Genomic DNA, 25,436 nt, shown 5'->3' with positions numbered 1-25,436 from the left:
TCAGTCTTCTATATTCAGCAAATCGTCAAGACGCTGCAGTACATTGTGCAGACGCTCCTGTCCGGCAAGGGCCATTTCATAATAAGGCGTGATGGCAAAACGGGTCGGCAACGGCGCCTCTGCGGCCAATAACGCGTACATACGTGGGATAAGAACCCACTGCAACCACTGCTCGGCCGACATGGTATCTACGGCAAAAGGCTCTTTACTCTCAAAAGCCTCTGGCTCTGGAGGCATAGGTTGCCATAAAGACAGTTGACGCATAACTTGCTCAATATCCTGCAATATTTCGCGGACCTGATTTTCTGTACTCATCAATAACTCTCTGTATTGAACACGTGCGGGTTGTGGATAGCGCGCCGAAATTGGGACGAATCATAGCATTGAAGCCGCAGCGTCCCAAACTTCTGCTCACGCAACAAAACGTTTTTTTGCACCCTTAAGCATAGTCTGCATCAATCAACTATTAGTTTTTCATACTGGTACAGAGACGCTGCTACGGGCAAAATAGGCGCACTTTACATAAATTGACTTTAACGATGCCAGCGAACTCAATAATAAACTCAAAAAAACACGCCACGCCGGTCAAAGCAATGGTGGCCTCCGTTTCAGGCTACGCAATGGACGGCTTTGACCTTCTCATTCTCGGATTCATGTTACCTGCCATTGCCTCAGAGCTCGGCCTCACCGCCTCGCAGAGCGGCTCGCTGGTCACCTGGACGCTTATCGGCGCCGTGTTGGGCGGCGTGATATTTGGCCCAATCAGCGACCGCTTTGGCCGAATTCGGGTGCTGACCTTCACTATTTTAATGTTCTCACTTTTCACCGGCCTGTGTGCCCTGGCACAGGGATACTGGGACCTGCTGGCCTACAGAACGCTGGCGGGAGTCGGTCTTGGCGGTGAATTCGGCATCGGTATGGCACTGATTGCCGAAGCCTGGCCGGTCGAAAAACGCAACCGCGCTTCTGCCTACGTCGGCATGGGCTGGCAATTGGGGGTGCTGATGGCCGCATTCCTGACGCCGCTGCTGCTTGGCACTATTGGCTGGCGAGGCATGTTTTTAGTCGGACTGCTGCCCGCCCTCGCCTCTTTCCTGATCCGCAGAACGATGGGCGAACCCGAAGAGTTTGTTAAGCAGTCTTCAGCACAACAGCAAGAGCCACTGCTCACTCGAATTCGCCTATTATTTAAAGACCGTGCAACCACCAAATGCAGCGTGGGTATCCTGATTTTGACTTCGGTACAAAACTTTGGTTATTACGGGCTGATGATTTGGATGCCCAGCTATCTGGCTAAAAACTTTGGTTTCTCGCTGACTAAATCAGGAATGTGGACCGCGGTGACAGTGGTCGGTATGACCTTTGGCATCTGGCTGTTCGGAGTACTCTCCGATCGCTTCGCACGCTGGAAGATTTTCCTTATCTATCAGGTCGGTGCAGTAGTGATGGTTGTCTGCTACGCCCAACTTAAAGACCCCATGACGATGCTATTTGCCGGTGCGGTAATGGGCATGTTTGTGAACGGCATGATTGGCGGCTACGGCGGGCTGATTTCCGACAGCTATCCCGTTAACGTAAGGGCAACAGCGCAGAACGTGTTGTTTAATCTGGGACGCGGGGTGGGCGGTTTTGGGCCACTGGTGATAGGACTGCTTGCTTCACAAATCGCCTTCACGGCGGCAATTAGTCTGCTGGCAGCCATTTATTTACTGGATATTTACGCAACGCTGTTCTTATTGCCTAAAACGCAAAGCAAGGCAGAAGACAGTCTGGGGGCTATAGGCTAATAAAAAGAGCGGATATTTATTGATTGAGTATTCACTGAGGGGCAAAAATTGTTACATATAAAGGCACTGTTGGCCGTATGTGGCAGTTTTCAGAATAGTAACAAAAAGTTGGGGGTACTGTTTTCACAGTACCCCCAGTTCGTTTATAGCAATCCAGCTACCTGTGTGCTCCCTGCTCGTTCCTTGAAAACTTGTCCTGCGGTTATCCTAACCAGCCGTCCTTTGCTTCGTCCCACTTTCTTCCTGACGTATCATCCTGGTCATCCTGACGTTTGTCCTTTAGTCTTCCTGACCCACCAAACTCCATGTTTTGGCTCTCAATCTCCGTCCTGGAGGTGTCCCTTGTTTCGTCCTGAAACATCCTAGCATGCTCCGATGCTGTCCTGACTCATCCTGAGTCTTCCCCTACTTAATGAAACCGCCATCATCCTAATGTTCAGTTTCATGCTTCCCTTCTGCACGACTAGAATCGTCGATTTAGGACTTTGAAGCAAGACTAGTACGAAAAACTAATCGTACCGATACACCTAGTTGGCATGGGGGTTACTAAACTATCTAATTGAAATAATTTGGTTTTGATAATTACAGGGGAAATTATTAGCAGTAAATATAGGAGATGTCTTACAGCGTTTGTGAGAGATCTCTCACACGAATGTGAGCCAACAATGTGAGCCAATTTCCCCTGAAGTTAGTTGGGATATCGCGGGGCGAGCATTGTAATGAATTCAGACAACGAAGACGAGAGGATAGTTCGCTTTTTACTGCCGAACTGTTCCAACACCACTTCACCGCTGATATTACACAAAGAAATGAGCATCAGTTCAGACTCAGTCGTCGCCAGAAAAACGGTAGGGGACAGTTTAAGGCGCTTTTGCGTAAGCAAATGGCCAATTAGATTCTCCTGCAAGCGGATGAAGTCATCTTCGCTCCAAACCTGTACCAGCGAAAATGTGTGGTCAAGGTAACGCGCTGTCATGTCACCGGCAAACTGTGTGGTATAAAACGCGTGCGCCTCGGGACGCAGCTGCAAGTCGAGAGCACGTTCAACATTGCTCAATTCAAAAGTCGGAACAAACGGCTGTGGCAGCCAAAAAACCTCACTGTCGCTGCTTCTTACCGCGCAGGGAGACGCAATGCCAAAGAGATCTTCACTGGCGGGTGGGTTAGTGGTTTCCTGCTTCCACAGGTCGACATAGCGCTGAGTAAAACCCCGCAGGGCATCGGAAACGTCATGGTGCATATTTTTTCTCATCTTCAAGGCCAGCTGTGCGTTAAACTAGCGGGATACGCAATTTGTTTTGTATTGTACCAATCTCTTATCAAGGTGACAGCATGTCCTCGTATCAGGATAACCCCGCTCTTTCTCAACTGACACTCGGTAAAGCCACATCCTACCGCGACCAATACGATGCTTCTCTGCTGCAGGCCGTTCCGCGCAGTATGAACCGTGAGCCACTGGGGCTGTATCCTGACTCTCTGCCCTTTCACGGTGCCGATATCTGGACGATGTACGAAATTTCATGGCTCAATGCCAAAGGATTGCCGCAGGTTGCGGTAGGTGAAATAAGCCTGCAGGCCGACAGCATTAACCTTATCGAGTCCAAGAGTTTCAAACTTTATCTTAACAGCTTTAACCAGACAAAATTCGATAGCTGGAACAGCGTCAAGCAGACACTTGAAACCGACTTGGCCGCCTGCGCAAACGGCAGCGTAATTGTTAGCCTGCAGCCGCTGCATGAGTTAGAAAGCAGTCCAATTGGCCGTTTTGCTGGCGTATGTATCGACGCGCAGGATATTGAAATCACTGACTATGCATTCAGCACTGATTATCTGCTTAATTCAACCAGCAATAAAATTGTGGATGAGACGCTGGTGAGCCATCTGCTCAAATCAAACTGTTTGATTACGCACCAACCTGACTGGGGTTCAGTACAAATCCAGTATCGTGGGCCCGCAATCGACAGAGAAGCACTGCTGCGCTATCTGGTGTCGTTCCGTAATCATAATGAGTTTCACGAGCAGTGCGTCGAGCGTATTTTTAACGATATTCTACATTTTTGCCAGCCCACGCGCCTTGCCGTCTATGCCCGTTACACCCGTCGCGGCGGTCTCGACATCAACCCATGGCGTGCAAATTTCTTGTTTGAGCCAACCACCGCGCGACTGGCCAGACAATAACGCCCTGCATTGCTCAAGAACTGAGCTAACAGTCGGAGATCAATGGTAAAAGCCTATGGACAGGTTTACTGTTAAAGAATAACAAGCACGCAAAACATCATTAACGCGGCGTTAATAAGGAGCAATTTTGATTACACATATCAGCCCACTTGGCGCAATGGATTTGTTGTCTCAATTGGAAGTCGACCTGCTCAAACGTACGGCGAGCAGTGACCTCTATCGACTCTTTCGCAATTGTTCTCTGGCGGTGCTCAACAGCGGCAGCCAAACTGACAGCAGCAAAGAACTGCTAGATCGTTATGAAAGCTTTGACATCAACGTATTACGTCGTGAGCGTGGCGTAAAACTTGAACTGGTGAACCCGCCGGAAGAGGCGTTTGTAGATGGGAGAATTATTCGCGCACTGCAGGCAAATCTGTTTGCCGTTCTGCGCGACATCGTATTCGTCAATGCTCAGCTCAGCAGCGCAGGCCGCCTTCAGGATTCGAATCCTGAAAATTCGGTTCAATTGACCAACCAGGTATTTTCTATCCTGCGCAACGCCCGCACCCTGCATCTGGATGAAGATCCGAACATGGTTGTTTGCTGGGGTGGACACTCAATTAATGAAATTGAATACCAGTATGCTCGCAGCGTAGGGACGCAGCTTGGACTGCGCGAATTGAATATCTGTACTGGCTGTGGTCCGGGTGCGATGGAAGCACCGATGAAAGGGGCCTCCGTGGGTCATGCCCAGCAGCGTTATAAAAACAGCCGTTTTATCGGCATGACCGAGCCTTCGATTATTGCCGCCGAGCCGCCTAATCCACTGGTTAACGAACTGGTTATCATGCCGGATATCGAGAAGCGCCTTGAGGCTTTCGTACGCATCGCACACGGGATTGTCATTTTCCCGGGTGGTGTAGGTACCGCAGAGGAGCTGTTGTATTTACTGGGTATTTTAATGGACCCAGCAAACAGTGACCAAGTACTGCCGTTGATCCTGACCGGTCCGAAGGAGAGCGCCGACTACTTTACCGTGCTCGATGCCTTTATTCGTGAAACGCTGGGTGATGAGGCGCAAAAGCATTACACCATTATTATTGATGACCCGACTGAAGTTGCACGCCAGCTGAAACGTGCGATGCCTTTGGTTAAAGAAAACCGTCGTAACAGTGGAGATGCCTACAGTTTTAACTGGTCTATTCGCATTGCACCCGACCTGCAACTGCCATTTGAACCTAGTCACGAAAAAATGGCCAACCTCAACCTACATCTCAACCAGCCGCCGGAACAGCTTGCCGCCGCGCTGCGCAGAGCATTTTCGGGTATTGTCGCAGGTAACGTCAAAGAGGGCGGGATCCGCGCCATCGAGAAGCACGGGCGCTTCAAACTTCACGGCGATCCGCAGCTGATGAAAAAAATGGACAACCTGTTGCAAGGATTTGTAGCCCAGCACCGTATGAAACTTCCGGGCACGGCCTACATTCCTTGCTATGAGATTTGTTCCTGATAAAGGTGCTCGTTGATTTCACATCCTGACCCTCTCGGACTATCCGGGAGGGTCAGCGTGAGGAAACAGCGAGCAATTTACTGTAAGCTGCTGGGCGACTCCTCGCAATTTAAGACTGCAAAGCCGTGAAATGAGAGCTGTACGGTGCCATCTCCCTCAATTACTGATACCCTCATCAGATGAAAATTCACTTACTAATCATAGATGCGCTGAATTTAATTCGTCGTATTCATGCGGTACAGGGCTCTCCCTGCGTTGTCGCCTGCCAGAACGCCGTCAATCAGCTGATTCAACACACTCAGCCGACCCACGCAGTGGCAGTGTTTGATGAAGATGATCGCCACGACAGCTGGCGTCATCAGTGCCTGCCGGACTATAAGGCTGGTCGCTCGCCCATGCCAGACAACCTGTTTACCGAGATGCCTGCCGTTAAAGCCGGTTTCGAAAGCCTCGGCATTGCCTGCTGGCATTCAGCGGGTCAGGAGGCTGACGATTTGGCGGCAACGCTGACGGCAAAAGTCACATCGGCCGGTCATCAGGTAACCATTGTCTCCACCGATAAAGGCTATTGCCAACTGCTGGCACCTGAGGTGCAGATTCGGGATTATTTTCAGAAACGCTGGCTAGATATGCCGTTTGTGCAGTCAAGTTTTGGCGTACTGCCGAGTCAGCTCACCGACTATTGGGGACTTGCAGGGATAAGCAGCAGCAAAATTCCGGGCGTCGCGGGAATCGGACCTAAGGCGGCCGTCACGCTGCTGAGCCAGTATCCGACCCTCGAAGCGCTGTACCAGCATATAGATGAAGTGCCAGATAAATGGCAGAAAAAACTGCGAGAACATCAGGAATTGGCGTTCGCCTGCCGCCGAGTATCGACGCTGCAAACGGATATTATCTTGAAGGGGAATTTGCAGGAGTTACGGCTCAAAAACTGAGCCGTAAGTTCAATGACCACCAGCAATTCTTTAGGCTATTGACGCGGTTGCCAACACCGCTACTGCGTCAATAACGATAAGAATTTAGTATCTTTCATCTCTTCTACCCGGCACCACAGGCCAGAAACGGCGCACGTGAACGGTAACCTCTTCGCGGTCATGGTAAAGCTGCTTGGCGAAGATTTCCGCATTAATATCATTCTCGGCCAGGCGATCTTTCATGTGTTGAAGGATTTGGGTCACTTCTTCATAGCGCTTTTTCATTGGCAGCTTGAGGTTGAAAATGGTCTCGCGGCACCAGCCGTTAACCAACCAGTCGCCCATCAGAGCTGAAACCTTGGCAGGTACCTCAACCATATCGCACACTAACCAGTAGATGTTGCTACGAGTCGGTTTGTATTTAAAACCATCTTCACGATGGTGCGTGACCTGCCCAGTCATCATCAGGCTTGGCGCCATTGGGCCGTTGTCGATAGCGTCAACCATCATGCTGCGCTGCACCAGTTGGTAAGTCCATCCGCCAGGACAAGCGCCCAAGTCTACCGCGTGCATGCCGCTGGCCAATCGCTCCTCCCACTCGTCGGCGGGAATAAAGACGTGAAAGGCTTCTTCAAGCTTCAGCGTTGAACGGCTTGGCGCATCTGATGGGAACTTGAGACGCGGGATGCCCATATAAAACGGCGAGTTGTTGTTGCTGTAGGAATAGCCCACATAACAACAGCCAGGCGCAATAAAGAACACATGCACAACGGGACGCAGGGCGTTCTCTTTTTTGCCCAAGACGCGCTGTTCGCGCATGGCAGAGCGCAGCGGTACCGTCAGTTTGCGACAGAACTTGGTCAATTCTTTGCTTTCGTTGGTATCAGGAACCTCAACGCGAAGCTCGCCGCCGTTGGTGACGACCCCCTGCAGCATGCCCACGATAGGCGTCACGCGGTCTTCCGGTGGCAAGTCTTTTAGTAACTCGCCGACCACCAGCATTTGACGGGCAAAAATTAGCTCGCGGAAAGGCAGATCTTTTGCCAGTTTGTCGGCGTCTTCCGTTTGATAACACTCAAATAATACATAGCCGCTGCCTTCTTTCACGCGGGCAAAACCGAAGATTTCTCTCTCAGCCGCTTTGGCGGTGATTTCAGCCGCACATTCTTTTTCAAAGCCAGATCGGCAGTAGAGTGCAAGTTTGTTATTCATGGCGTTGTGCCTTTTGTCCCAGACGCAGCGCGCCGACTAACATCAATATCCAACCAATCAGGAAGAAGGTTCCGCCGATTGGTGTAACAAAGACCCATAATTTGAGTCCTGACAGCGCCAGACAGTAAAGGCTGCCGCTAAACAATACCGTCCCCAGAGCAAGACAGGCGCTGCTCCAGTAAAACCAAAAGCTGCTGCGATGTTGCATGGCAACGCCCAGCGCCAGAATCGCCAGAGTATGAACGCTCTGGTAGTTTAATCCGGTCTGAATCCAGGCCATTTCGGCCGAACCCAGAGATTGACTTAACACGTGCGCACCGAAGGCGCCAAAGGCTACGTAGATAAAGCCGCTGATAGCGGCAAAAATCAACATTGCACGACTGGTCATAGTAGTTGTTATCCTTTGAAATCTTTTGGATTTACGTTTGGGGCTGATCGTAACGAAAGCGCAGCTTTTCTTGCTCGCTGGCGGCACGCGCCAGGATCCACTGACGAAAGGCGGCTATTTTACCCAGTTCTGCCTGACTGTCATGACAAACAAGATAAAAAGCGTTTTTACTGATTAAAACTTCATTAAACGGACAAACCAGACGCCCGGCTTCAATCTCGGTTTGCGCCATCACGTTGTTGGCTAGCGCAACGCCCTGCCCGTGAACGGCCGCCTGTACCACCATCGCACTGTGGCTAAATATTGGCCCCTGCTGGACGTTAATATGTTGCAGACCCAGCTGCTTGGTGTAGGCCAGCCAGTCGCGGCGTGACGCATCGTGCAATAAAGTGTGTTTCGCCAGATCTTCTGGCGTTTTCAGCGCATTATCGCCCATTAACAGCGAGGGTGCGCAAACGGGCAGTAAATATTCGGCGTAAAGGCGCTCGGTGCGTAGTCCTGGCCAGTTGCCGCGCCCGTGAAAAATAGCTACGTCAACATCGTCCGATAATTTGTCCTCATCGCGATCAACAGCCTGGATGCGAACGTCTATCCCCGGATAAGCTGAGTTAAAGCCAGCCAAACGCGGCACCAACCATTGAATGGCGAAGCTCGGCGGCAAACTTACAGTCAATGCGCCCTTGGCACTGCGCGCCTGAAGCTTGCGCGTTGCCTCGTTCAGTGACGAAAATATTTCTTTAATATCCAGATAATAGCTCTGCCCTTCTTCGGTCAGCAGCAGAGAGCGATTGCGTCTACGGAACAGTTTTAAGCCCAAAAAGTCCTCAAGTGACTTGATCTGGTGGCTTACTGCCGCCTGTGTGACAAACAGTTCTTCGGCTGCCTTGGTAAAACTCAGGTGCCGGGCCGCTGCGTCAAACACACGCAAAGAGTTCAGTGGGGGTAAACGTTTTGACATGAAATGGATACTTCTCATTCAAGCTACGAGCCAAAGGCCAGTGCGCTATTTTAGTTATTAGTTTTTTTAATCCGAGACATTATAAATTGTCCATTGAGGATGTACAGGCAAAAACCTATAGTTGCGCAACTTCCAGTAGCCGGAACGAAAAGTTGATTGGTATGAGGATGCCGAGAGGCTTTTGGCTTGTGGTTGTGATGTTGTGTTTGTATTGTCTGGCAATCCAGACCAGTAGCTTAAATGCTACAAATTTTCACTTCCTGTACATTACCCTGTCTGTCCAAAGTGATTTTTTAGCACCGCAATTTGCGGTGCTTTTTTTTGCCTGCGGAATTAATTCCCTTCAGCCATCTCTTTTACTTCTGACTTATTAATCTGCTGTTTGTTACCATAGGCATCTTTGTAGCTGATCATACCGGTGTCACTGTCTGTGCTTGGTTTACCCTCGGCGACGATAGTGCGACCGTCGTTGGTGTGCATCACATAGTTGCTCGAACAAGCAGCCAGGGTACCGGCAAGTAAAACAGCTGAAACTACGGCGAAGATCTTCTTCATAATTAACTCCTGTAGATTAAAACACTTGAATTTTAGTGCAAATATCGCGCTAAAATTCGATAGCCATCATAATTCAGCATAACAAGCTTCTGGACTATTTCCAGGTAAGCATTCCTAAAGGTGATATAAGCCGATCCCCAGAACGGTGCCGCTTTCACCTTGTTTTAAGCCAGAACAGGACAGCCTAACACTATGACGCCTTTTGATTTCATCGAGTTTCGTCGCCATTTTCCCGCGCTGCGCCCCGACGACTCACCGCCGCTGTGCTATCTCGACAGTGCAGCAACGGCGCTAACGCCGCAGGCAGTGATCGACGCAACGGTGAATTACTATCAAAACGCCGGTGCCACGGTGCATCGCAGTCAGCATAAAGCCGCGCAGTCTTTAACTGAGCGCTATGAGCTGGCCAGAAGTCAGGTGGGTGATTTTATTGGCGCGCCGCAAGCGGAGGATATTGTCTGGACCCGCGGCACCACAGAGTCCATTAATCTGGTCGCTCAAAGCTATCTGCGTCCACGTTTGCAGCCCGGCGACGAAATTATTGTGAGTCAGGCCGAACATCATGCCAACCTCGTTCCCTGGTTAATGCTGGCGGAACAGTGCCAGGTTAAGGTGGTCACGCTGCCGCTCAATGCTGAAAATCTGCCGGATATCTCCACCCTGCCGGCACGGCTAAATTCTCGTACGCGCCTGTTGGCGATAAGCCAGATGTCGAACGTAACCGGTGGTCAACCTGATCTCACTACCGCCATTCGCCTGTCTCACGCCAACGGTACGCCGGTTTTAGTCGACGGTGCACAGGGCGTGGTGCACGGCCCCGTAGACGTTCAGGCTATGAATATCGATTTTTATGCCTTCTCGGGCCACAAGCTTTATGGCCCGACCGGCATTGGCGTGCTGTATGGGAAAACTGAATTGCTGGCCTCTATGGCCCCTTGGCATGGAGGCGGCAAGATGCTGACCCAAACCACGATGCAGCACTTTACACCCCAGCAGGTTCCACACCGTTTTGAAGCAGGAACGCCGAATATCGCCGGTGTTTTGGGCCTGGCGGCGGCGGTGGAATGGTTAAGTAGAGTTGACCGCATCACCGCCGAAGCCTACAGCGCCGAACTGGCAGCCACAGCAGAGTCTGCGCTGGGCAAACTGCCGGGCTTTCGTAGCTTCCGCCACGGTAACTCTTCAATTTTGGCCTTTGATATCGCAGGCATTCACCACAGTGATATTATTGCTCTGCTGGCTGAGAAAGGCGTTGCCCTGCGTGCCGGTCAGCATTGCGCACAACCGCTGACTGAGGCGCTGGGCGTGAGTGGCACACTGCGGGCGTCGTTTGCCCCCTATAATACCTTGCAGGACGTTGAGCGCCTGATCGACGGCGTTAACTTTGCCGTTGATCTTTTGTCCGACTGAATACCGATTAAATAAGAGAGAAATTATGTTAGCCCCGCACCCGTTTGGAAATGAAATTACCGAGCCGTCACTAATCGAAAAATTCTCGGATTTTCGCCAATGGGAAGACCGTTATCGCCAGCTGGTAATGCTGGCAAAAGTTCTGCCGCCGCTCGATGCATCATTGAAAACTGCCGCTATAGAACTGTCAGGATGTGAGAATCGCGTGTGGCTGGGCTATGAGAGAATGGAAAACGGCGGAATTCATTTTTATGGCGACAGCGAGGGGCGCATCGTTAAGGGCCTGCTCGCAGTACTGCTGACGGCAGTTGAAGGCAAAAAGCCGGAAGAGATCTTGAGTCGCGATCCGCTGGCGTTGTTCGATACTCTGCAACTTCGCCAACAGCTGAGCAGCAGCCGCGCCAGCGGTCTGGCTGCGCTCTCACAGGGCGTACAGGATATTGCCCACGCCTGTCTGGGATAACATTTTTATACGGTCGCTGTCGCACCTTTGGCCGCTTCCGCTGCCTGACGCTGCGCCTTAGCCATCATCTTCTTCAGCACGTGTGAAACCGCCACAAAGCCGAAGCTTGCCGTTACCATCGTGGCGGCACCAAACCCTGACTCACAGTCCATACGTTTCGGCCCTTCAGCGGTAGCACGTGAAGCACACACCTGACCATCGGGCTGCGGATACATCAGCGGTTCACTGGAAAATACACAGTCGATCCCCAGCTTGCCCTTGTTATTTCTGACCACGTTAAAATCATTTTTCAACCGCTCACGCAATTTGGCCGCCAGCGGGTCCTGAATAGTTTTCGCCAGATCGGCGACTTCAATTCGCGTCGGATCGATTTGCCCACCCGCACCGCCGGTAGTTACAACGGGTATTTTATAGCGACGGCAATAGGAAAGCAGCGCGGCTTTCGGTCGTACGCTGTCAATGGCGTCAATCACGTAGCTAAAATCACGGTTGAGCATTTCGGCAACGTTGTCTGGCGTAATAAAGTCGTCAATGCAGGTCACCTTGCACTCCGGATTGATCGCTAAAATGCGCTGCGCCATGATCTCAACTTTTGATTGCCCGACGTTTTCACGCAGTGCGTGGATCTGACGATTAGTATTGGTCACACACACGTCGTCCATATCAATCAGCGTGATTGCGCCAATGCCGGTGCGAGCCAGTGCTTCGGCCGCCCACGACCCCACGCCACCAATTCCAATCACACAGACATGTGCGGCAGAAAACAGCGCCAGAGCCTGCTGGCCGTAAAGTCGCGCCGTGCCGCCGAAACGCTGTTGATAAGCCTCAGAATATTCTGCCGCCATGTTGTATGACCTCTCTATCTACTTGCTAATGACTTATTTTCAATCTGAAAAAGGATTTTTTGCACCCTCAGCCGGAACCAGCTGTGACCCACCACTCAGCGTATTCGTCTGATAGCTGGTCATCAAAGGTGCGCTACTCTGCGTCGATTTTAACACCCATACGCGTCCATAGTGATTATAAAATCCTGCTGCATGCCCCGCGTCAGGACCAATACCTTGATACATATCGAAATGTTGTCCCTTAATCGCGCCGCCTACGTCGAGCGCAACCATCAGACGCAAATGATATTTGCCGGTAAATTTACCTTTATTGTCCAGCTCAGGCACTTCAGCCAGCAGCGAGGTACCGGTTGGGATAAGCGAACGGTCAGACGCTACCGACGCTTTAGCCACCAGTGGCACACCCGCCGCGCCTCTTACTGGCGCAAAAGGTTCGGGCTTGAAGAAGACGAATGACGGATTCTGCTCAAGAAGCTCTCGCACTTCTGCCGCGCTGTGGGCATCGGCCCAGTTGCGTATAGCCTGCATCGACATATCCTGACGCGCTACTTCACCTCGGTCGATAAGCACCTTGCCGATACTGCGGTAGGCATGACCGTTTTTACCGCCGTAGCCAAAGAACATCAGCGGACGACCGTCACCGTAGTCAACATAGCCGCTGCCCTGCACTTCCATCATGAAGTTATCCATCAGCGAGTTGGTATAGGCAACGGCATACTTACTGCTTAACGCCCCCGAATAAATGGCTGCACGGTCGGGTAAACGGCCACCGCGAGGTTTTGGCGGCATGCGGTACAGCGGATATTGGAACTCGCCCTGCGGCGTGTAACGCGCCTGTACTACCGGCGTGTAGTAACCGGTGAACTGCACGTTACCGAAATTATCCGCACCTTCCATCTGGTAAGCGCTCAAACCATGCTGGCTCAGCGTACGCGTATCGGCACCTGAGCGGACCCACTGCTCAATAGCTTTATAGGTACTGGTGTTACGGTTATAAAGAGAAGAGGATGCAGACTGCACCTCCAACACCTGATCCGCATAATCTCTGGCATTTACTGGCTTGCCGGTGGCGTTAGGCTCATTAACATACTCGAGCGCATTATCGAGTCGCCCATCCTTATACTGCTGTCCCCTGTCGGTGGGCCGTGATGAACAGCCGGCTAAAATGGCGATCACCAGTCCACTCAGCAAATACTTTGTCCAACGTCCTTTCATTAATGCACTCTCTTGCTCTGGGGAAGGGGAATATTTAAACGAGAACGATAACAAAGGGGGGAAGGGAAGGGAATTGTGCCAAACAAAAAAAAGCCTTAACGCAAAATGGCAGAAATTAGCAGCACAATGCGCAAAAATGGAGCAATAAACTGCTTTATCTCAATTAAATACAAAAAGGGGTTGCAACATTTAGCGTGGGGAGTATAGTTCGCCTCCATCGGACGCGGGGTGGAGCAGCCTGGTAGCTCGTCGGGCTCATAACCCGAAGGTCGTCGGTTCAAATCCGGCCCCCGCAACCAATTCGATGTTGTTTGATAAGAATTGGAAATGCGTTCGATAAGTACGTGATTTAATAGCGTATATAGTGTAGAGTAAGTCAGCAGTAAACGGACGCGGGGTGGAGCAGCCTGGTAGCTCGTCGGGCTCATAACCCGAAGGTCGTCGGTTCAAATCCGGCCCCCGCAACCAACTGACTGAAAGCATTAAAGTAGTGAGAAGTAACAGACTGTAGTAGACGGACGCGGGGTGGAGCAGCCTGGTAGCTCGTCGGGCTCATAACCCGAAGGTCGTCGGTTCAAATCCGGCCTCCGCAACCAATCTACTGAATTTTATATAAAGTCTGTTAAAAACAAGCACCCATCAGGGTGTTTTTTTTTGCCTGCAATTTAGAGAAACGGATACGCCACCGAGCGTTGAATCCCCTGCTTAGCGCCTTGCCAACATACCGCCTTCAGCAAAATAGGCTTTAATTCCTGCCAAAATCGATTCCGCCACCTGCTGTTGAAAATGACTGGTCTTCAATTTGCGCTCTTCATTGACGTTGCTGATAAAAGCCGTCTCTACCAGAATCGACGGAATATCGGGGGCTTTTAATACCGCAAATCCTGCCTGATCGACTTTATGCTTGTGCAGATGATTGACCTTTCCGATGCGCGTGAGCACCTCTTTACCAAATTTCAGGCTGTCGGTGACCGTCGCCGTTTGCAGCAAATCAAATAAAGTATGGTCAAGATAACGGTCGCCGCTTTTACTCACCCCGCCAATGCTGTCTGACTCATTCTGAGTCTGCGCCAGGAAACGCGCGGCCGCGCTGGTTGCGCCTTTGGTTGAGAGCGCAAATACTGAGGAGCCGTGCGCTGCGCGGTTGGTAAAGGCATCGGCGTGAATCGAAATAAACAGATCGGCACGCAGTTTGCGCGCCTTGGCGACGCGAACCTTTAACGGAATAAAAATATCTTCGTTGCGGGTCATATAAACCGTCATGTTGGGCTGCTGCTTAATGAGCTTTTGCAAACGCCGGGCAATCTGCAGCACCACGTCTTTCTCACGCGTTTTATATTTCCCAATCGCCCCCGGGTCTTCGCCGCCGTGACCCGGGTCGAGCATAATCACCAGCGGGCGCTCGTGCCCTGCTTTGCCGTCTTTCTTTTTCTCGGGCGGGAGCGTTCTCGCCACGTCTCCGCGGTTGTAATCCTCTAACAGTGCCAACAGCGGATCGTCCTGTTCACCGCCGCTGTTCTTCTCAGGATAAAGATCGACGACCAGACGATGGCGGAACTCTGCAACGGGCGGAAGAGTAAACAGGTGTGGTGCTGCGGTTTGCTTGAGCTCCACAACCAGCCGTACCGTGGATTTATCGAACTGCCCGACCCGTAACCGCTGAATATAAGGGTCACTCGCGTTAATCTTTTCACCCAACCCTTTAAGCACCGAGTTGAGCTGAACGTCTTCAATATCGACCACCACGCGATGCGGATCTTGTAACATAAACTGCTTATACTTGAGCGGCTGGCTCGACTCCAGCGTAATACGGGTATAAGTAGATGATGGCCAAACGCGTACCGCAACGACGTGCGAACTGGCTGCAGCACCCACGCGTGTTACGCTCAACAACCATGATGCTGCAACGCCCTGCAGGAGAAGACGTCGGCGAGAATTATGTTGTTCGTCAGGCATGTAGTCTCAAAGATATCAAAAGATGAGTAAAAGTAACAAAACGCAATAGGACGAACTTTAACGAATCGCCCCTCCCCTGTCATCCTTTGTATTGTCAGGATTTTTCAGTTTTTTGATTGTTAGAAATAATTGAATTTCAAAAACAGAGATTTCTTACTTGCCACAGGGTCATAAAAGAATAAAAATACAAAAATTACGAATAAAAATGCAAAAGAGGTTTTGCCGTGAAGGAACGAAGCACTGAACTGGTCCAGGGTTTTCGCCACTCAGTTCCCTACATTAATGCTCACCGGGGTAAGACTTTCGTTATCATGCTCAGTGGTGAGGCCATCGAACATGAGAATTTCACAAACATAGTCAATGACATCGGGCTGTTGCACAGTCTGGGCATCAGGCTGGTTGTGGTTTATGGCGCACGTCCGCAAATCGACACTAACCTGTCTGAGCATAACTATGAGCCGATTTATCATAAAAACACCCGCGTCACCGACGCCAGAGCTCTGGAGTTAGTGAAGCAGGCTGCGGGCCTTTTGCAGCTTGATATCACCGCGCGGCTCTCAATGAGTCTCAATAATACGCCGCTGCAGGGCGCGCACATTAACGTGGTGAGCGGCAACTTTATTATCGCGCAGCCATTGGGCGTAGACGACGGCATCGACTATTGCCACAGCGGACGCATTCGTCGCATCGATGAAGAGGCAATTCATCGCCAACTCGACAGCAACGCGATTGTCTTGCTGGGTCCGGTTGCAGTATCAGTCACTGGCGAAAGTTTTAATCTGGTTTCTGAAGAAGTTGCCACCCAACTGGCTATAAAGCTCAAGGCAGAAAAAATGATCGGCTTTAGCGCCGAACAGGGCGTTATTGACAGCGAAGACAACATTATCTCGGAACTTTTCCCGAATGAAGCGCAGGATTTCATTGAGAAAATTGAAGAGCGGAAAGACTACCAGTCTGAGACCGTGCGCTTCCTGCGCGGTGCAGTTAAAGCCTGCCGCAGCGGCGTGCGCCGCAGCCACCTGATAAGCTATCAGGAAGACGGTGCGCTTATTCAGGAACTGTTCTCGCGCGACGGTATTGGCACGCAGGTGGTGATGGAGAGTGCTGAACAGGTGCGTCGTGCCACGATAAACGACATCGGCGGAATTCTGGAACTCATCCGTCCGCTGGAGCAGCAGGGTATTCTGGTACGTCGCTCCCGCGAACAGCTGGAAATGGAAATCGATAAATTCACTATTATCGAACGCGATAACCTCACCATTGCCTGCGCGGCGCTCTACCCGTTTCTCGATGAAAAGATTGGGGAAATGGCCTGCGTGGCTGTGCATCCCGACTATCGCAGCTCGTCGCGCGGTGAAATGCTGCTTAAACGCGTAGCCAGCCATGCCAAGCAGATGGGCCTGACCCGACTCTTCGTGCTGACCACGCGCAGTATCCACTGGTTCCAGGAACGCGGCTTCAAGCCCGCCGACGTCGACGTTCTACCGATTCAAAAACAAGAGATGTACAACTACCAGCGACGTTCAAAAATCCTGATAGCAGATCTTTAATGGCCAAACGGTCAAATAAGAGACAAAAAAGGCGGAATGACTATCATCCCGCCTTTTTTATCATTTGCCGCTACCGTTAGCGAGAGGTCAGCCGCTCAACCAGGCCGCTACGCCTTTGCGTAGGCGTACTAATCGCCTTGGCTAATACCTTTTCACTGGCATAAAGCGACAGTTTTCGCTTGGCGCGGGTAATGGCCGTATAAACCAGCTCTCGCGTTAATACCGGTAAGAAATGGTTAGGCAGCACCAACAGCGTGTGCTCAAACTCCGACCCCTGCGACTTGTGAACCGTCATGGCATAGGCGGTATCATGCACCGGCAGACGGCTCGGCTGTACAGACTTTATTTGGCCATCGGGCAGCTGAAAATAAACCCTCAGCTCACCTAACTCATTGCGTAGGGCGATGCCGATATCCCCGTTAAACAACCCAAGGGCACTGTCATTGCGACTGATCATGACCGGCCTTCCTGCATACCAACGCCCGCCCAGTGCAGTTGGGCGACGAATTAGCCCCTGACGCTGCAGCAGTTGCTCGATGCGCTCATTTAATCCAGCAAGGCCAAACGGCCCTTCACGCAAGGCACAAAGCACCTGAAATTCGCTAAAAGTCTTCAGTATATCGGCAGGTGGCGCGGCATTAACCACCGCCTGCAAGTAGGGGCGATAACCCGCCACACAGGCATTGAGCAATGATTGAAAATCATCCGTTTCATTGAGCGGGAAACTGGCCACGTCGGGCAAATTTTGCGACAGCACCCGGCGGGCTGCGTGGCTGTCGCCGGAATTAACCGCGGCGGCTAGCAGACCAATGCCCGACTCGGCATCAAAGCGGTAGCTCTTACGCAGCAAGCAAAGCGTATCGCGCACGCTGGCAGGATGTTCACGTTCAGTGCCTTGAAGCGGGCAGCCGGTTAAACGCGCCAACTGTGCGGCGCGCGCTTGGCTGTAACCCTGCTCGGCGAAACGGCAAATATCGCCCAGCACCGCGCCAGCCTCTACCGAAGCCAACTGATCGCGGTCACCAAGAAAAATAACGCGTGCCTGAGCAGGCAACGCCGCGATCAGTCGGGCCATCATCGGCAGGTCGACCATTGAGGCTTCATCGACCACCAGCACATCAATATGTAGCGGATTTCCCCGATGATAACGCATTCGTTGGCTATTAGGCTGTGCGCCGAGCAGGCGGTGGAGCGTTGAAGCTTCATCGGGGAACTGCGCTCGCTGAGCTTCAGTAAGCTCAAGCCTTTGGCTGGCCTGCCCCAGTGACTCCGTCAATCTTGCTGCTGCCTTACCGGTTGGGGCTGCCAGTTGGATACGTAAGCGGCTCTCGGGATTAAGTTGCACCAACGCGGCCAAAAGTTTGGCCACCGTTGTCGTTTTACCGGTACCCGGCCCGCCAGAAATAATGGCAATACGACGGGTCGCGGCCACGGCGGCAGCGACTTTCTGCCAGTCAATGTCGTCCATACTGGCGGGGCCAAACAGCTGGTCAAGCACTTGACGCAGCCGCACTTCATCCACGAAAATTTCGCTATTTTTCTCAATAAAATCAATCTGTGGCGAGGTGTTTTCATCAATGAAAAACGCGGCAACCTGGCCTTCATCCTGCCACATTCTTTGCAGATACAGACGCTGCTGTTGCAGCACCAGCGGCGTAGCGTGAGTTCCGTCGCTCACCGCCGTATGCTGTTGCAACAGTTCAAGCCAGGCGGACTCATCGGGCTCGTCGGCCGCTAACCACATCGCATTCGCTAATGCCGGAAAACGACCTTCAAAAAGCCGATCAGGCTGCAGTTCATCAAGGCGTAAACACACGTGACCACGCCCTGCTTCAGCACTGAGGCTGGCAGCGGCAAGCATCATCGCCGGATTCTCGCCCGCCACCATGCGCGCAAACTGCACGTCCAGCGCCCGCAGCGCACCCAGCGCCATTGCCTGTTCATACAGTGAAATCATTACGCCACCTCCTGCGGCAAAGGCAGGCCTTTAAACAGCGCGTCCATCGACTTAATAAATTCCTCGCTGGGGCGGTGACGGAAAATGCCGTTGTTAGGATGCTCGGCATCTACGCCGCGCAAAAACAGATAAATGACACCGCCAAAATGCTGTTGGTAGTTATAGTTTGCTAACCGGTGCTGCAAATAGCGATGCAGGGCCAGCGTGTAAAGTTGATATTGAAGGTCGTACCGGTGGTGAGCCATCGCATTTTCCATGGCTGACTGCGTATAGGCACTGCTGTCTTCTCCCAGCCAGTTGGACTTGTAGTCGAGCAGGTAATAACGCCCTTGCCAACAGTAAACCAGGTCGATAAAACCCTTTAGCATGCCACGCACTTGCTGAAAGTTTAACGGCGGACACTGCGCAGAAAGGCTGTCGTGCGCACGCGCCAGGGCGTCAAGTTGCTCGGATTTAAGCAGCCCATCAATCGGCAAATAAAATTGCAGTTCGGACTGGTGTTGTGAAGGATCCAATGCGCTAAGCGACATCTCATGGTCGTCAAGTGGCGTGCTCAATACCGCATTGACCCACTCTTCCAACACGGGCAGCCATGCGGCGTCATAGCCTTGAGCCTCCAGCATCTCTTGCAACCAAGATGTCTCTACCGGCTGACTAAAGTCGATTTCCTCAAACAAACTGTGCAAGAAAGTCCCGGGCCCTGCACCACGAGGGAAACTGTGTGGCGTCATTTGCGGCTCGCGGTCCTGCGGCTGTTCGCCGGCGGCGTCAACATCCAGCTTCGGTAAAAGATCCTGAGCCAGCGCCGACCCGTGCTGCTGTAAACCCGAATAGCTGGTCACTCGCCAAAAATCAGCAATAGTGCGGCTTACCTGCGCTGCGACAAGCTGTGAAGACTCAACAACCGGCGGGATCCACACCGTTTGCTCATTACCACCGGCAGGTGAAACAGCAATATTTTCATCAGCCAGAGTCTGTAAACACTCGGCAAGATAGCCTGCATCACCCGCCTGTCCGTTTTGAATCAAATAACCCATCGCACCGAGATGTATATCAGTATCACCCTGTTTTTTGCGATTACCCTGCATCAATGGCGCAATGCCGAGACTACAGTGATAAACCGATCGGGTGAGTGCCACATACAGCAGACGTAAATCCTCCGCCAGTCGCTCTTCTTCTGCCAACTGTAGGCTCTGTTCATCCTCACTCAAATCAAGCAGTGCCGCGAAGCTGGTACGGTCATGGTAAAGACCTTTCTGCTGCTGACGGAAATTACTGATAAAGGGCAGCCAGACCAACGGATACTCCAGCCCTTTTGACTTGTGGATAGTGACAACTTTAACAAGGTGTTTATCACTCTCAAGCCGCAGCTGCTGGCTTTGTGACTGTGTGTCTGGTTGCGCTATTTGCTGAGCCAGCCAGCGCACGACGGCGTGTTCACTGTCGAGTTGCGCCGCCGCCTCCTGCAACAGTTCGCCCAAATGCAGCAGATCGGTGAGTCGACGTTCCCCTCCGGGATTAGCCAGCAAGTCTTCGGCAATATGGCGGCTTAAAATAAGACCTTTGAGCATCGGCAGTACGCCCCGCTGCAACCAGCGTTGGCGATAGCCGTCAAACTCGTCCACCAGCTTGTCCCATGCGAGCTCGTCTTGACTTAACGCATCCAGAGTCAACGCATCCAGCCCCATCAGGCCGGTTGCCATAGCGCTGCGCAATGTTCTCTCATGCTCCGGCGTCAATACGGCCTGCAGCAGCCAAAGTACATCCATGGCCTCAGGTGTATCAAAAACGCTGTCGCGATTTGAGAGATAAACCGAAGGAATATTGAGCACCGCAAGCGCATCACGAATAAGAGCGGCTTCGCGGCGACTGCGAATAAGGATAGTAATATCAGATGCCTGCACGGGACGACGTTTGTCTCCAGACACCAGCCACGCCTGCTGCCGCTGACCGGCGGTGAGCCAGTCACGAATCTGCGCAGCACAGTGCTGGGCCATAAACTGCTGATAATCGTTTACGCCAACGCCTTCACCAGGCTGTAGCCAACACTGCAGCCCGGGCTGTTTTTCTCCTTCCAGCTCAAAGCATAGGGCGGAATTTTTAGGCGCAGGCTGCACCGAAATAAAGGGGATTTCCGAGAACAAAAACGGTGACGGCAGCCGCGAGAATAGCTGATTGACACTCTTTACCATAGAAACCGACGAACGCCAGTTGGTGTCCATGGTGTAATGAGCACTCACTTCGGAACGTGCACGCATATAGGTAAAGATGTCAGCCCCGCGGAACGCATAAATCGCCTGCTTGGGGTCACCGATTAGCAGTAACCCACACTCAGGCTGGTTACCGTAGAGGCAGTGGAAGATACGATATTGCTGCGGATCGGTATCCTGAAATTCATCAATCATTGCCAGAGGATAACGCTGACGTATTGCCTGAGCCAATAGCTCACCCGAAGGCTGACGCAGTGCGTTATCAAGGCGACTTAGCAGGTCATCAAATCCCATCTCGGCGCGCTGGCGCTTCTCTTCGGCAATTGACCGACGTATTTCATCTAACGCGCGGGCAATCACCAGGTCACGGATGCTCAGTGGTTCTTCGTAAAGAAGGTCTATAGCATTAAAAACGGTGTGTTCTGGCGGCTGCCCTTTCTTTGTTTTCTCAAACAGTGTCGATTGCCTAAAACGCTCAAGTTCTTTCGGCAACGTGTAGCTTTCGGTCGGTTGAGAGGCCCAATCACCGACAGAGGCCAGCCAGTTAGGCAGATAACGACTGCTGTAGCTTCGCTTGTCGACGCCGGATTGGGTGATTTCACGCTCAAAGTCAGCGGCGCCCGTGCGCCACTGCTGTTTAATATCATCAATTCTGTCAACGATCCGCTGATGACGACTTTCAAGCGTTTCATTGCTATCAGGGGGAAAGCGCAACTGTGGTGCTTCGCCGTGAAGATAAGAGGAAAGGTCGGCAAGCAGCGCTTCCGGCCCACTCCACTCCTGCGACACCGCGCGTGCAATATTCAAAGGCAGTGGATAACAGTAGCGCCGCCAAAAATCCGCACAGGCCTGACGGCGCAGCGGCAGTTCATCCTGAATCAACGTTTGTTCAAAAAGAATGCCGGATTCGAACGCATTGTGCATCAGCATGCGCTGGCAGAAACCGTGAATGGTGTAAATCGCCGCCTCGTCCATCTGTCGCTCGGCAGCCAACAGGGTTGAGGCCGCCTCAGACAAATCGGCGATTTCAGTCATCAACATGGTCAGCACCGCGTTATGACTTTCACCACGAATGCAGGCCAGCCGCAGCTCGTGGATATTGCTGCGTATACGCCCGCGCAGCTCTTCGGTTGCCGCCTCGGTAAACGTCACGACCAGAATTTCTTCTACAGTCAGTCTGCGGGAAAAAGCCGCTTCCTTACCCAACCCCAGCAGCAGCCGCAGGTAGAGCAAAGCCAGCGTAAACGTTTTTCCGGTACCCGCAGAAGCCTCAATCAGTCTCTCGCCAGACAGCGGCAAAGTGAGAGGATCGAGCCTGTGCGGGATAATTTCTTTCATTATTTATTAACCTGATGTGGAAAGGTTTTTTGTAAACTTGAGGTTGTTGGATAGGTTTTCCAACCCGCAGGGGCGGCGTACTCTGGCGTTTTACTGTCATTGCCAGAAACCTGCGAAAGCATGGCAAAGCCGGTTTGGCTGATAACCGCCTGATGATAGAAGTCTGCCAGCTCTTTTTGCGTCAGCCCCTCAATCACGGCAATCACTTTTTCACGCGTGTTAAATTTGTCGTTACCACGGCTAAAGTCTTCACCAAATCGCCCGACCTCCTCGCCCATGGTTTGCGGACGCTGCTGCATTTCGTTCAGCAACCCTTGCTTGTACTGAGCAAACTCGTTGTCCTTCATGGCTCGCAGCCGCTGTTCAGCCTGAGGGTAAAATGCCAGATAGCGCTGGTAGAGATATTTGGGCTGCTTGCTGTTACTTTGCAGCAAGAATCCAATTCCCCACTGCTTGCCCACCGGCATCGGGAAAGCAAACACCGCATAGCCGAGCTGTTCCTGAGTGCGCAGTTGGCTGTAGAACCAAGGCTGAATAATTTGCCCCAGCAGAGCGCAATAGCCCATGCTTCGGACTTCATCATAGCCGACCGGCACATAGACTGCCGCCAGCGCGGAGTCAGTCGAGGTGCCCACTCGCTGCATATTTACCTTTTGACGATGGTTAACGATGATGCTGCTGCCACGCCACCACTGAGTACCCTGCGGTTTTATTTTGCTCTTAATATTATCGACCATTTTTTCAACCTGAGGCGCCGTCATATTGCCCATTACCAGGACTTCCAACGCTCCTTTATCAAGCAAGCTTTTGCGATAATCGATAACCTCCTGCAGCGTGATGCCCTTGACCATCTTTTCGCGGACTTCACGTTCGCTGTAAGGCAGTCGGGAGATCAACTGTACCGGCTGCAGCGCCAGCTCGAAGGCTTTACCCTTATCTGCGGCTGCCAGGCGCTCCAGATACCAAGATTTGGCCTGTTCCAGTTGCTCGGACGTGGGCACTATCTTTGGATACTGTTCAACCAGTTCGCTCAGCAAATCGGGAAGATGGTCCGTAAAGCCGTTGGCATTAAACTCCAGACCGTGATCCGGAGAGGTCGAGAAACTGATGCCGCCAATCGATGCCTGATAGCTTAGTTGGTCAAATGCGACCCCCGTCAGATAGTCGTTAAGGCCGTAGAGTACCTGCTTTCTGGCCGTATCTAAGGACTGTTCGCTGCGAAACGCCAGCGTCACGTCGGCTTTCGGTTCTGAAGAGAAATAGCGGCTCGGCATGTAGAGCACACGCAGCCCTTTTTGATTCACAATCAATGTCGGGCGGGTTTGCTCAGCGTTCTTGTTCACCACCTCAAGATTTTCAGGAATATACGGATTCAACAACGGTAAAGATAAGCTGACCTGTTTTTCCAACTGTTGCCATTGGGTAAAATCATTGGCCGAAACTTTATCAACCTCATAAGGTGCATCAACAAAATAGGCCATTTTGTTGTGCGGTTCATTGGGGCTAATAATCCAGAAACGCGCATGCTCGGGGGTCAATGAGTCAAGACGATTATCAATGGCCTGAGGGTCAAATCGGTCAGTAATATAGGGCGAGTCCAGCACGTGATCGACCGGCACACGTACCATGGTGTCAACCAGCCATTCCACGTAGTCCATATTTCGGGTCACTGCCGGATAGCGGAAATCCAAGGCCAGAACGTGGGCAATTTCGTCGAAATACTCTTTTTTAACGCCCTGCGAACGGATAAGCGATAAGTAGTTGAAAACTGCCGCGATCACGCGATTCTTCTCGGCAAGACCTTTATCCGTCAGGGAAACCGAGATGGCAAAAACCCCCATATTACCCTGCACCATCGGGTCGGCACCTGCACTTATACCGTCCGACAGACCCTGTTTTTGCAACCAGTCAGACAGCGTGTTTTTGCTACGATTACCAATTAAATAACTTATATAAGTATCTGTTTTACTGCGAAAAGCAGCACTATTGTTATCGATCGCAAACTCGATACGCAACTGTTTACGAGGCTCGGCCGGCACGTAATGAATGAGAATGCCCTGCTGTTCCGGTGTAACACTAGAAACGGTTATCGGCGGAACAGTGGCGTTATGATTAACGATTTTGCCAAAGGTATCAGATGCAATCTGCGCAAGTTCCGACAGAGGTTTATTGCTATAAATTACCCCCACCATCAGATTCGCGGAGTAATAACGATTGTAGAATGCTACCAGCGCATCGTGGAGGTTATTGCCTGGTTTGTCTTTAAGCGTATCGAGGTTGCCTCCGGCGTAGCGCGACCCGGGATGCAGAGGATTGAGTGTTTCGGCTCTGACCTGCCCCATGCGCATGCCGTCTCTTGAACGCGCCATCGTCAACTCGGCATTCACCGCATTACGCTCTTTGTCAGCATAATTAGCGTCAAGCAGTGGCTCACCCACCGCATCGGCAAGACGGTCGACGGCTTCTTTCAGGGCATCATTTTCAACTTCGAGATAAAACGCTGTGCGATAAGATGCCGTGCTGCCATTGTGGCTACCGCCGTGCATTTTCAGGAATTCGGACAGGCTTTCAGGTTTGGGGTATTTCTTTGACCCCATCAGCAGCATATGTTCGGTAAAATGCGCTAATCCGAGTTGTCCGTCGGGGTCTTGAAGCGATCCCACCGATACTGCCAGCGCTGCCAGCGATTTACTGGCGTCTGCATCAGAAACAAGGAGCACCGTCATACCATTGGCGAGTTTTATCCCCTGATACTGACGTGGATCGTTTTGGCTTTTATGTATTGTTTCTGCAATTGGTTGCCAGTCTGTTGCGGACCAGACTGCGGGGGCCCAAAACGTCAACAACAACAGTAACCCGCTTACACGGGTAACCTGTTTCAACATTACCTGTCTCCCTTGATTTAATATGAAAAATTCAGGTTAAGGAGTCGAAAGTGTGCGAACCCGTAACCAAAAGCATAGTAATTAACTCAGACCCCGTCAGAGGCAGATAGTTTTTTATAACGA

General features: G+C 51.7%; 19 protein-coding genes and 3 tRNA genes. 10 read left to right on the top strand and 12 right to left on the bottom strand.

Features of this window, described 5'->3' with window-relative positions:
• Window positions 1-315: a YqcC family protein gene (locus GA565_RS05610; protein WP_055773047.1), complete on the bottom strand. Its 315-nt coding sequence runs from the start codon at window positions 313-315 to the stop codon at window positions 1-3.
• Between the two features lie 224 nt (window positions 316-539).
• On the opposite strand from GA565_RS05610, the gene GA565_RS05605 reads away from it, so the two are divergent.
• Window positions 540-1,787 carry an MFS transporter gene (locus GA565_RS05605; RefSeq protein WP_152197679.1) on the top strand — a complete coding sequence of 416 codons (1,248 nt, stop codon included), beginning with the start codon at window positions 540-542 and terminating at the stop codon, window positions 1,785-1,787.
• A 688-nt stretch (window positions 1,788-2,475) separates the two neighbouring features.
• Here GA565_RS05605 and syd read toward each other — a convergent pair.
• On the bottom strand, window positions 2,476-3,027 hold the full coding sequence (gene syd, locus GA565_RS05600; RefSeq protein WP_152201327.1) for a SecY-interacting protein: 552 nt from the start codon (window positions 3,025-3,027) through the stop codon (window positions 2,476-2,478).
• A gap of 92 nt (window positions 3,028-3,119) precedes the next feature.
• On the opposite strand from syd, the gene queF reads away from it, so the two are divergent.
• The 3 genes from queF (at window position 3,120) to xni (ending at window position 6,392) form a co-directional block, all read left to right on the top strand.
• Window positions 3,120-3,965 carry an NADPH-dependent 7-cyano-7-deazaguanine reductase QueF gene (queF, locus tag GA565_RS05595; RefSeq protein ID WP_152197678.1) on the top strand — a complete coding sequence of 282 codons (846 nt, stop codon included), beginning with the start codon at window positions 3,120-3,122 and terminating at the stop codon, window positions 3,963-3,965.
• A 127-nt stretch (window positions 3,966-4,092) separates the two neighbouring features.
• Complete coding sequence (ppnN, locus tag GA565_RS05590) at window positions 4,093-5,457, top strand: nucleotide 5'-monophosphate nucleosidase PpnN (RefSeq protein ID WP_152197677.1); 1,365 nt, start codon at window positions 4,093-4,095, stop codon at window positions 5,455-5,457.
• Window positions 5,458-5,636: 179 nt separating this feature from the next.
• Window positions 5,637-6,392 carry a flap endonuclease Xni gene (xni, locus tag GA565_RS05585; protein WP_152197676.1) on the top strand — a complete coding sequence of 252 codons (756 nt, stop codon included), beginning with the start codon at window positions 5,637-5,639 and terminating at the stop codon, window positions 6,390-6,392.
• 84 nt (window positions 6,393-6,476) lie between these two features.
• Here xni and rlmM read toward each other — a convergent pair whose 3' ends face one another.
• The 4 genes from rlmM to GA565_RS05565 all read right to left on the bottom strand — a co-directional run bounded on the left by rlmM (window position 6,477) and on the right by GA565_RS05565 (window position 9,484).
• Window positions 6,477-7,583 (bottom strand): 23S rRNA (cytidine(2498)-2'-O)-methyltransferase RlmM, encoded by a 1,107-nt coding sequence (rlmM, locus tag GA565_RS05580; RefSeq protein WP_055773033.1) that lies wholly within the window; start codon window positions 7,581-7,583, stop codon window positions 6,477-6,479.
• On the bottom strand, window positions 7,576-7,971 hold the full coding sequence (locus tag GA565_RS05575; protein ID WP_084983561.1) for a DUF423 domain-containing protein: 396 nt from the start codon (window positions 7,969-7,971) through the stop codon (window positions 7,576-7,578). The genes rlmM and GA565_RS05575 overlap by 8 nt, the downstream gene beginning before the upstream one ends.
• 31 nt (window positions 7,972-8,002) lie before the next feature.
• Window positions 8,003-8,929, bottom strand: coding sequence for a transcriptional regulator GcvA (locus GA565_RS05570; RefSeq protein ID WP_055773026.1), 927 nt, complete (start codon window positions 8,927-8,929; stop codon window positions 8,003-8,005).
• Between the two features lie 333 nt (window positions 8,930-9,262).
• Complete coding sequence (locus GA565_RS05565; RefSeq protein WP_055773023.1) at window positions 9,263-9,484, bottom strand: YgdI/YgdR family lipoprotein; 222 nt, start codon at window positions 9,482-9,484, stop codon at window positions 9,263-9,265.
• A gap of 192 nt (window positions 9,485-9,676) precedes the next feature.
• Between GA565_RS05565 and csdA the strand changes: the two genes are divergently transcribed.
• Window positions 9,677-10,894 carry a cysteine desulfurase CsdA gene (gene csdA, locus GA565_RS05560; protein ID WP_152197675.1) on the top strand — a complete coding sequence of 406 codons (1,218 nt, stop codon included), beginning with the start codon at window positions 9,677-9,679 and terminating at the stop codon, window positions 10,892-10,894.
• A 25-nt stretch (window positions 10,895-10,919) separates the two neighbouring features.
• Complete coding sequence (gene csdE, locus GA565_RS05555; RefSeq protein WP_055773018.1) at window positions 10,920-11,357, top strand: cysteine desulfurase sulfur acceptor subunit CsdE; 438 nt, start codon at window positions 10,920-10,922, stop codon at window positions 11,355-11,357.
• 5 nt (window positions 11,358-11,362) lie between these two features.
• Here csdE and tcdA read toward each other — a convergent pair whose 3' ends face one another.
• Window positions 11,363-12,202, bottom strand: coding sequence for a tRNA cyclic N6-threonylcarbamoyladenosine(37) synthase TcdA (gene tcdA, locus GA565_RS05550; protein WP_152197674.1), 840 nt, complete (start codon window positions 12,200-12,202; stop codon window positions 11,363-11,365).
• Between the two features lie 39 nt (window positions 12,203-12,241).
• On the bottom strand, window positions 12,242-13,417 hold the full coding sequence (gene mltA, locus GA565_RS05545) for a murein transglycosylase A (protein ID WP_152197673.1): 1,176 nt from the start codon (window positions 13,415-13,417) through the stop codon (window positions 12,242-12,244).
• A 222-nt stretch (window positions 13,418-13,639) separates the two neighbouring features.
• Between mltA and GA565_RS05540 the strand changes: the two genes are divergently transcribed.
• From GA565_RS05540 to GA565_RS05530, 3 genes are all read left to right on the top strand, one after another.
• Window positions 13,640-13,716 (top strand) — tRNA-Met (locus GA565_RS05540).
• A gap of 92 nt (window positions 13,717-13,808) precedes the next feature.
• Window positions 13,809-13,885: transfer RNA gene (locus tag GA565_RS05535), tRNA-Met, on the top strand.
• A gap of 51 nt (window positions 13,886-13,936) precedes the next feature.
• A tRNA-Met gene (locus GA565_RS05530) sits at window positions 13,937-14,013 on the top strand.
• Between the two features lie 109 nt (window positions 14,014-14,122).
• Here GA565_RS05530 and amiC read toward each other — a convergent pair.
• Window positions 14,123-15,373, bottom strand: a complete 1,251-nt coding sequence (gene amiC, locus GA565_RS05525) for an N-acetylmuramoyl-L-alanine amidase AmiC (protein ID WP_152197672.1) — start codon at window positions 15,371-15,373, stop codon at window positions 14,123-14,125.
• A 224-nt stretch (window positions 15,374-15,597) separates the two neighbouring features.
• On the opposite strand from amiC, the gene argA reads away from it, so the two are divergent.
• Window positions 15,598-16,923, top strand: a complete 1,326-nt coding sequence (gene argA / locus GA565_RS05520; RefSeq protein ID WP_152197671.1) for an amino-acid N-acetyltransferase — start codon at window positions 15,598-15,600, stop codon at window positions 16,921-16,923.
• A gap of 76 nt (window positions 16,924-16,999) precedes the next feature.
• On the opposite strand, the gene recD is transcribed toward argA, so the two are convergent.
• Genes recD through ptrA form a run of 3 tightly spaced genes read right to left on the bottom strand, consistent with a single transcriptional unit; the run spans window position 17,000 to window position 25,313 of the window.
• Complete coding sequence (gene recD, locus GA565_RS05515; protein ID WP_152197670.1) at window positions 17,000-18,880, bottom strand: exodeoxyribonuclease V subunit alpha; 1,881 nt, start codon at window positions 18,878-18,880, stop codon at window positions 17,000-17,002.
• Window positions 18,880-22,428: an exodeoxyribonuclease V subunit beta gene (recB, locus tag GA565_RS05510; RefSeq protein WP_152197669.1), complete on the bottom strand. Its 3,549-nt coding sequence runs from the start codon at window positions 22,426-22,428 to the stop codon at window positions 18,880-18,882. Before recB ends, recD begins: the two co-directional genes overlap by 1 nt.
• On the bottom strand, window positions 22,428-25,313 hold the full coding sequence (gene ptrA / locus GA565_RS05505) for a pitrilysin (RefSeq protein ID WP_152197668.1): 2,886 nt from the start codon (window positions 25,311-25,313) through the stop codon (window positions 22,428-22,430). The genes recB and ptrA overlap by 1 nt, the downstream gene beginning before the upstream one ends.
• Window positions 25,314-25,436: the final 123 nt, after the last annotated feature.

This window comes from Rouxiella sp. S1S-2, assembly GCF_009208105.1.
In the GTDB taxonomy this organism is placed as follows: Bacteria; Pseudomonadota; Gammaproteobacteria; order Enterobacterales; family Enterobacteriaceae; genus Rouxiella.
Note: the sequence above shows the minus strand (reverse complement) of the source record. Positions and strands in the feature narration are given on the sequence as shown.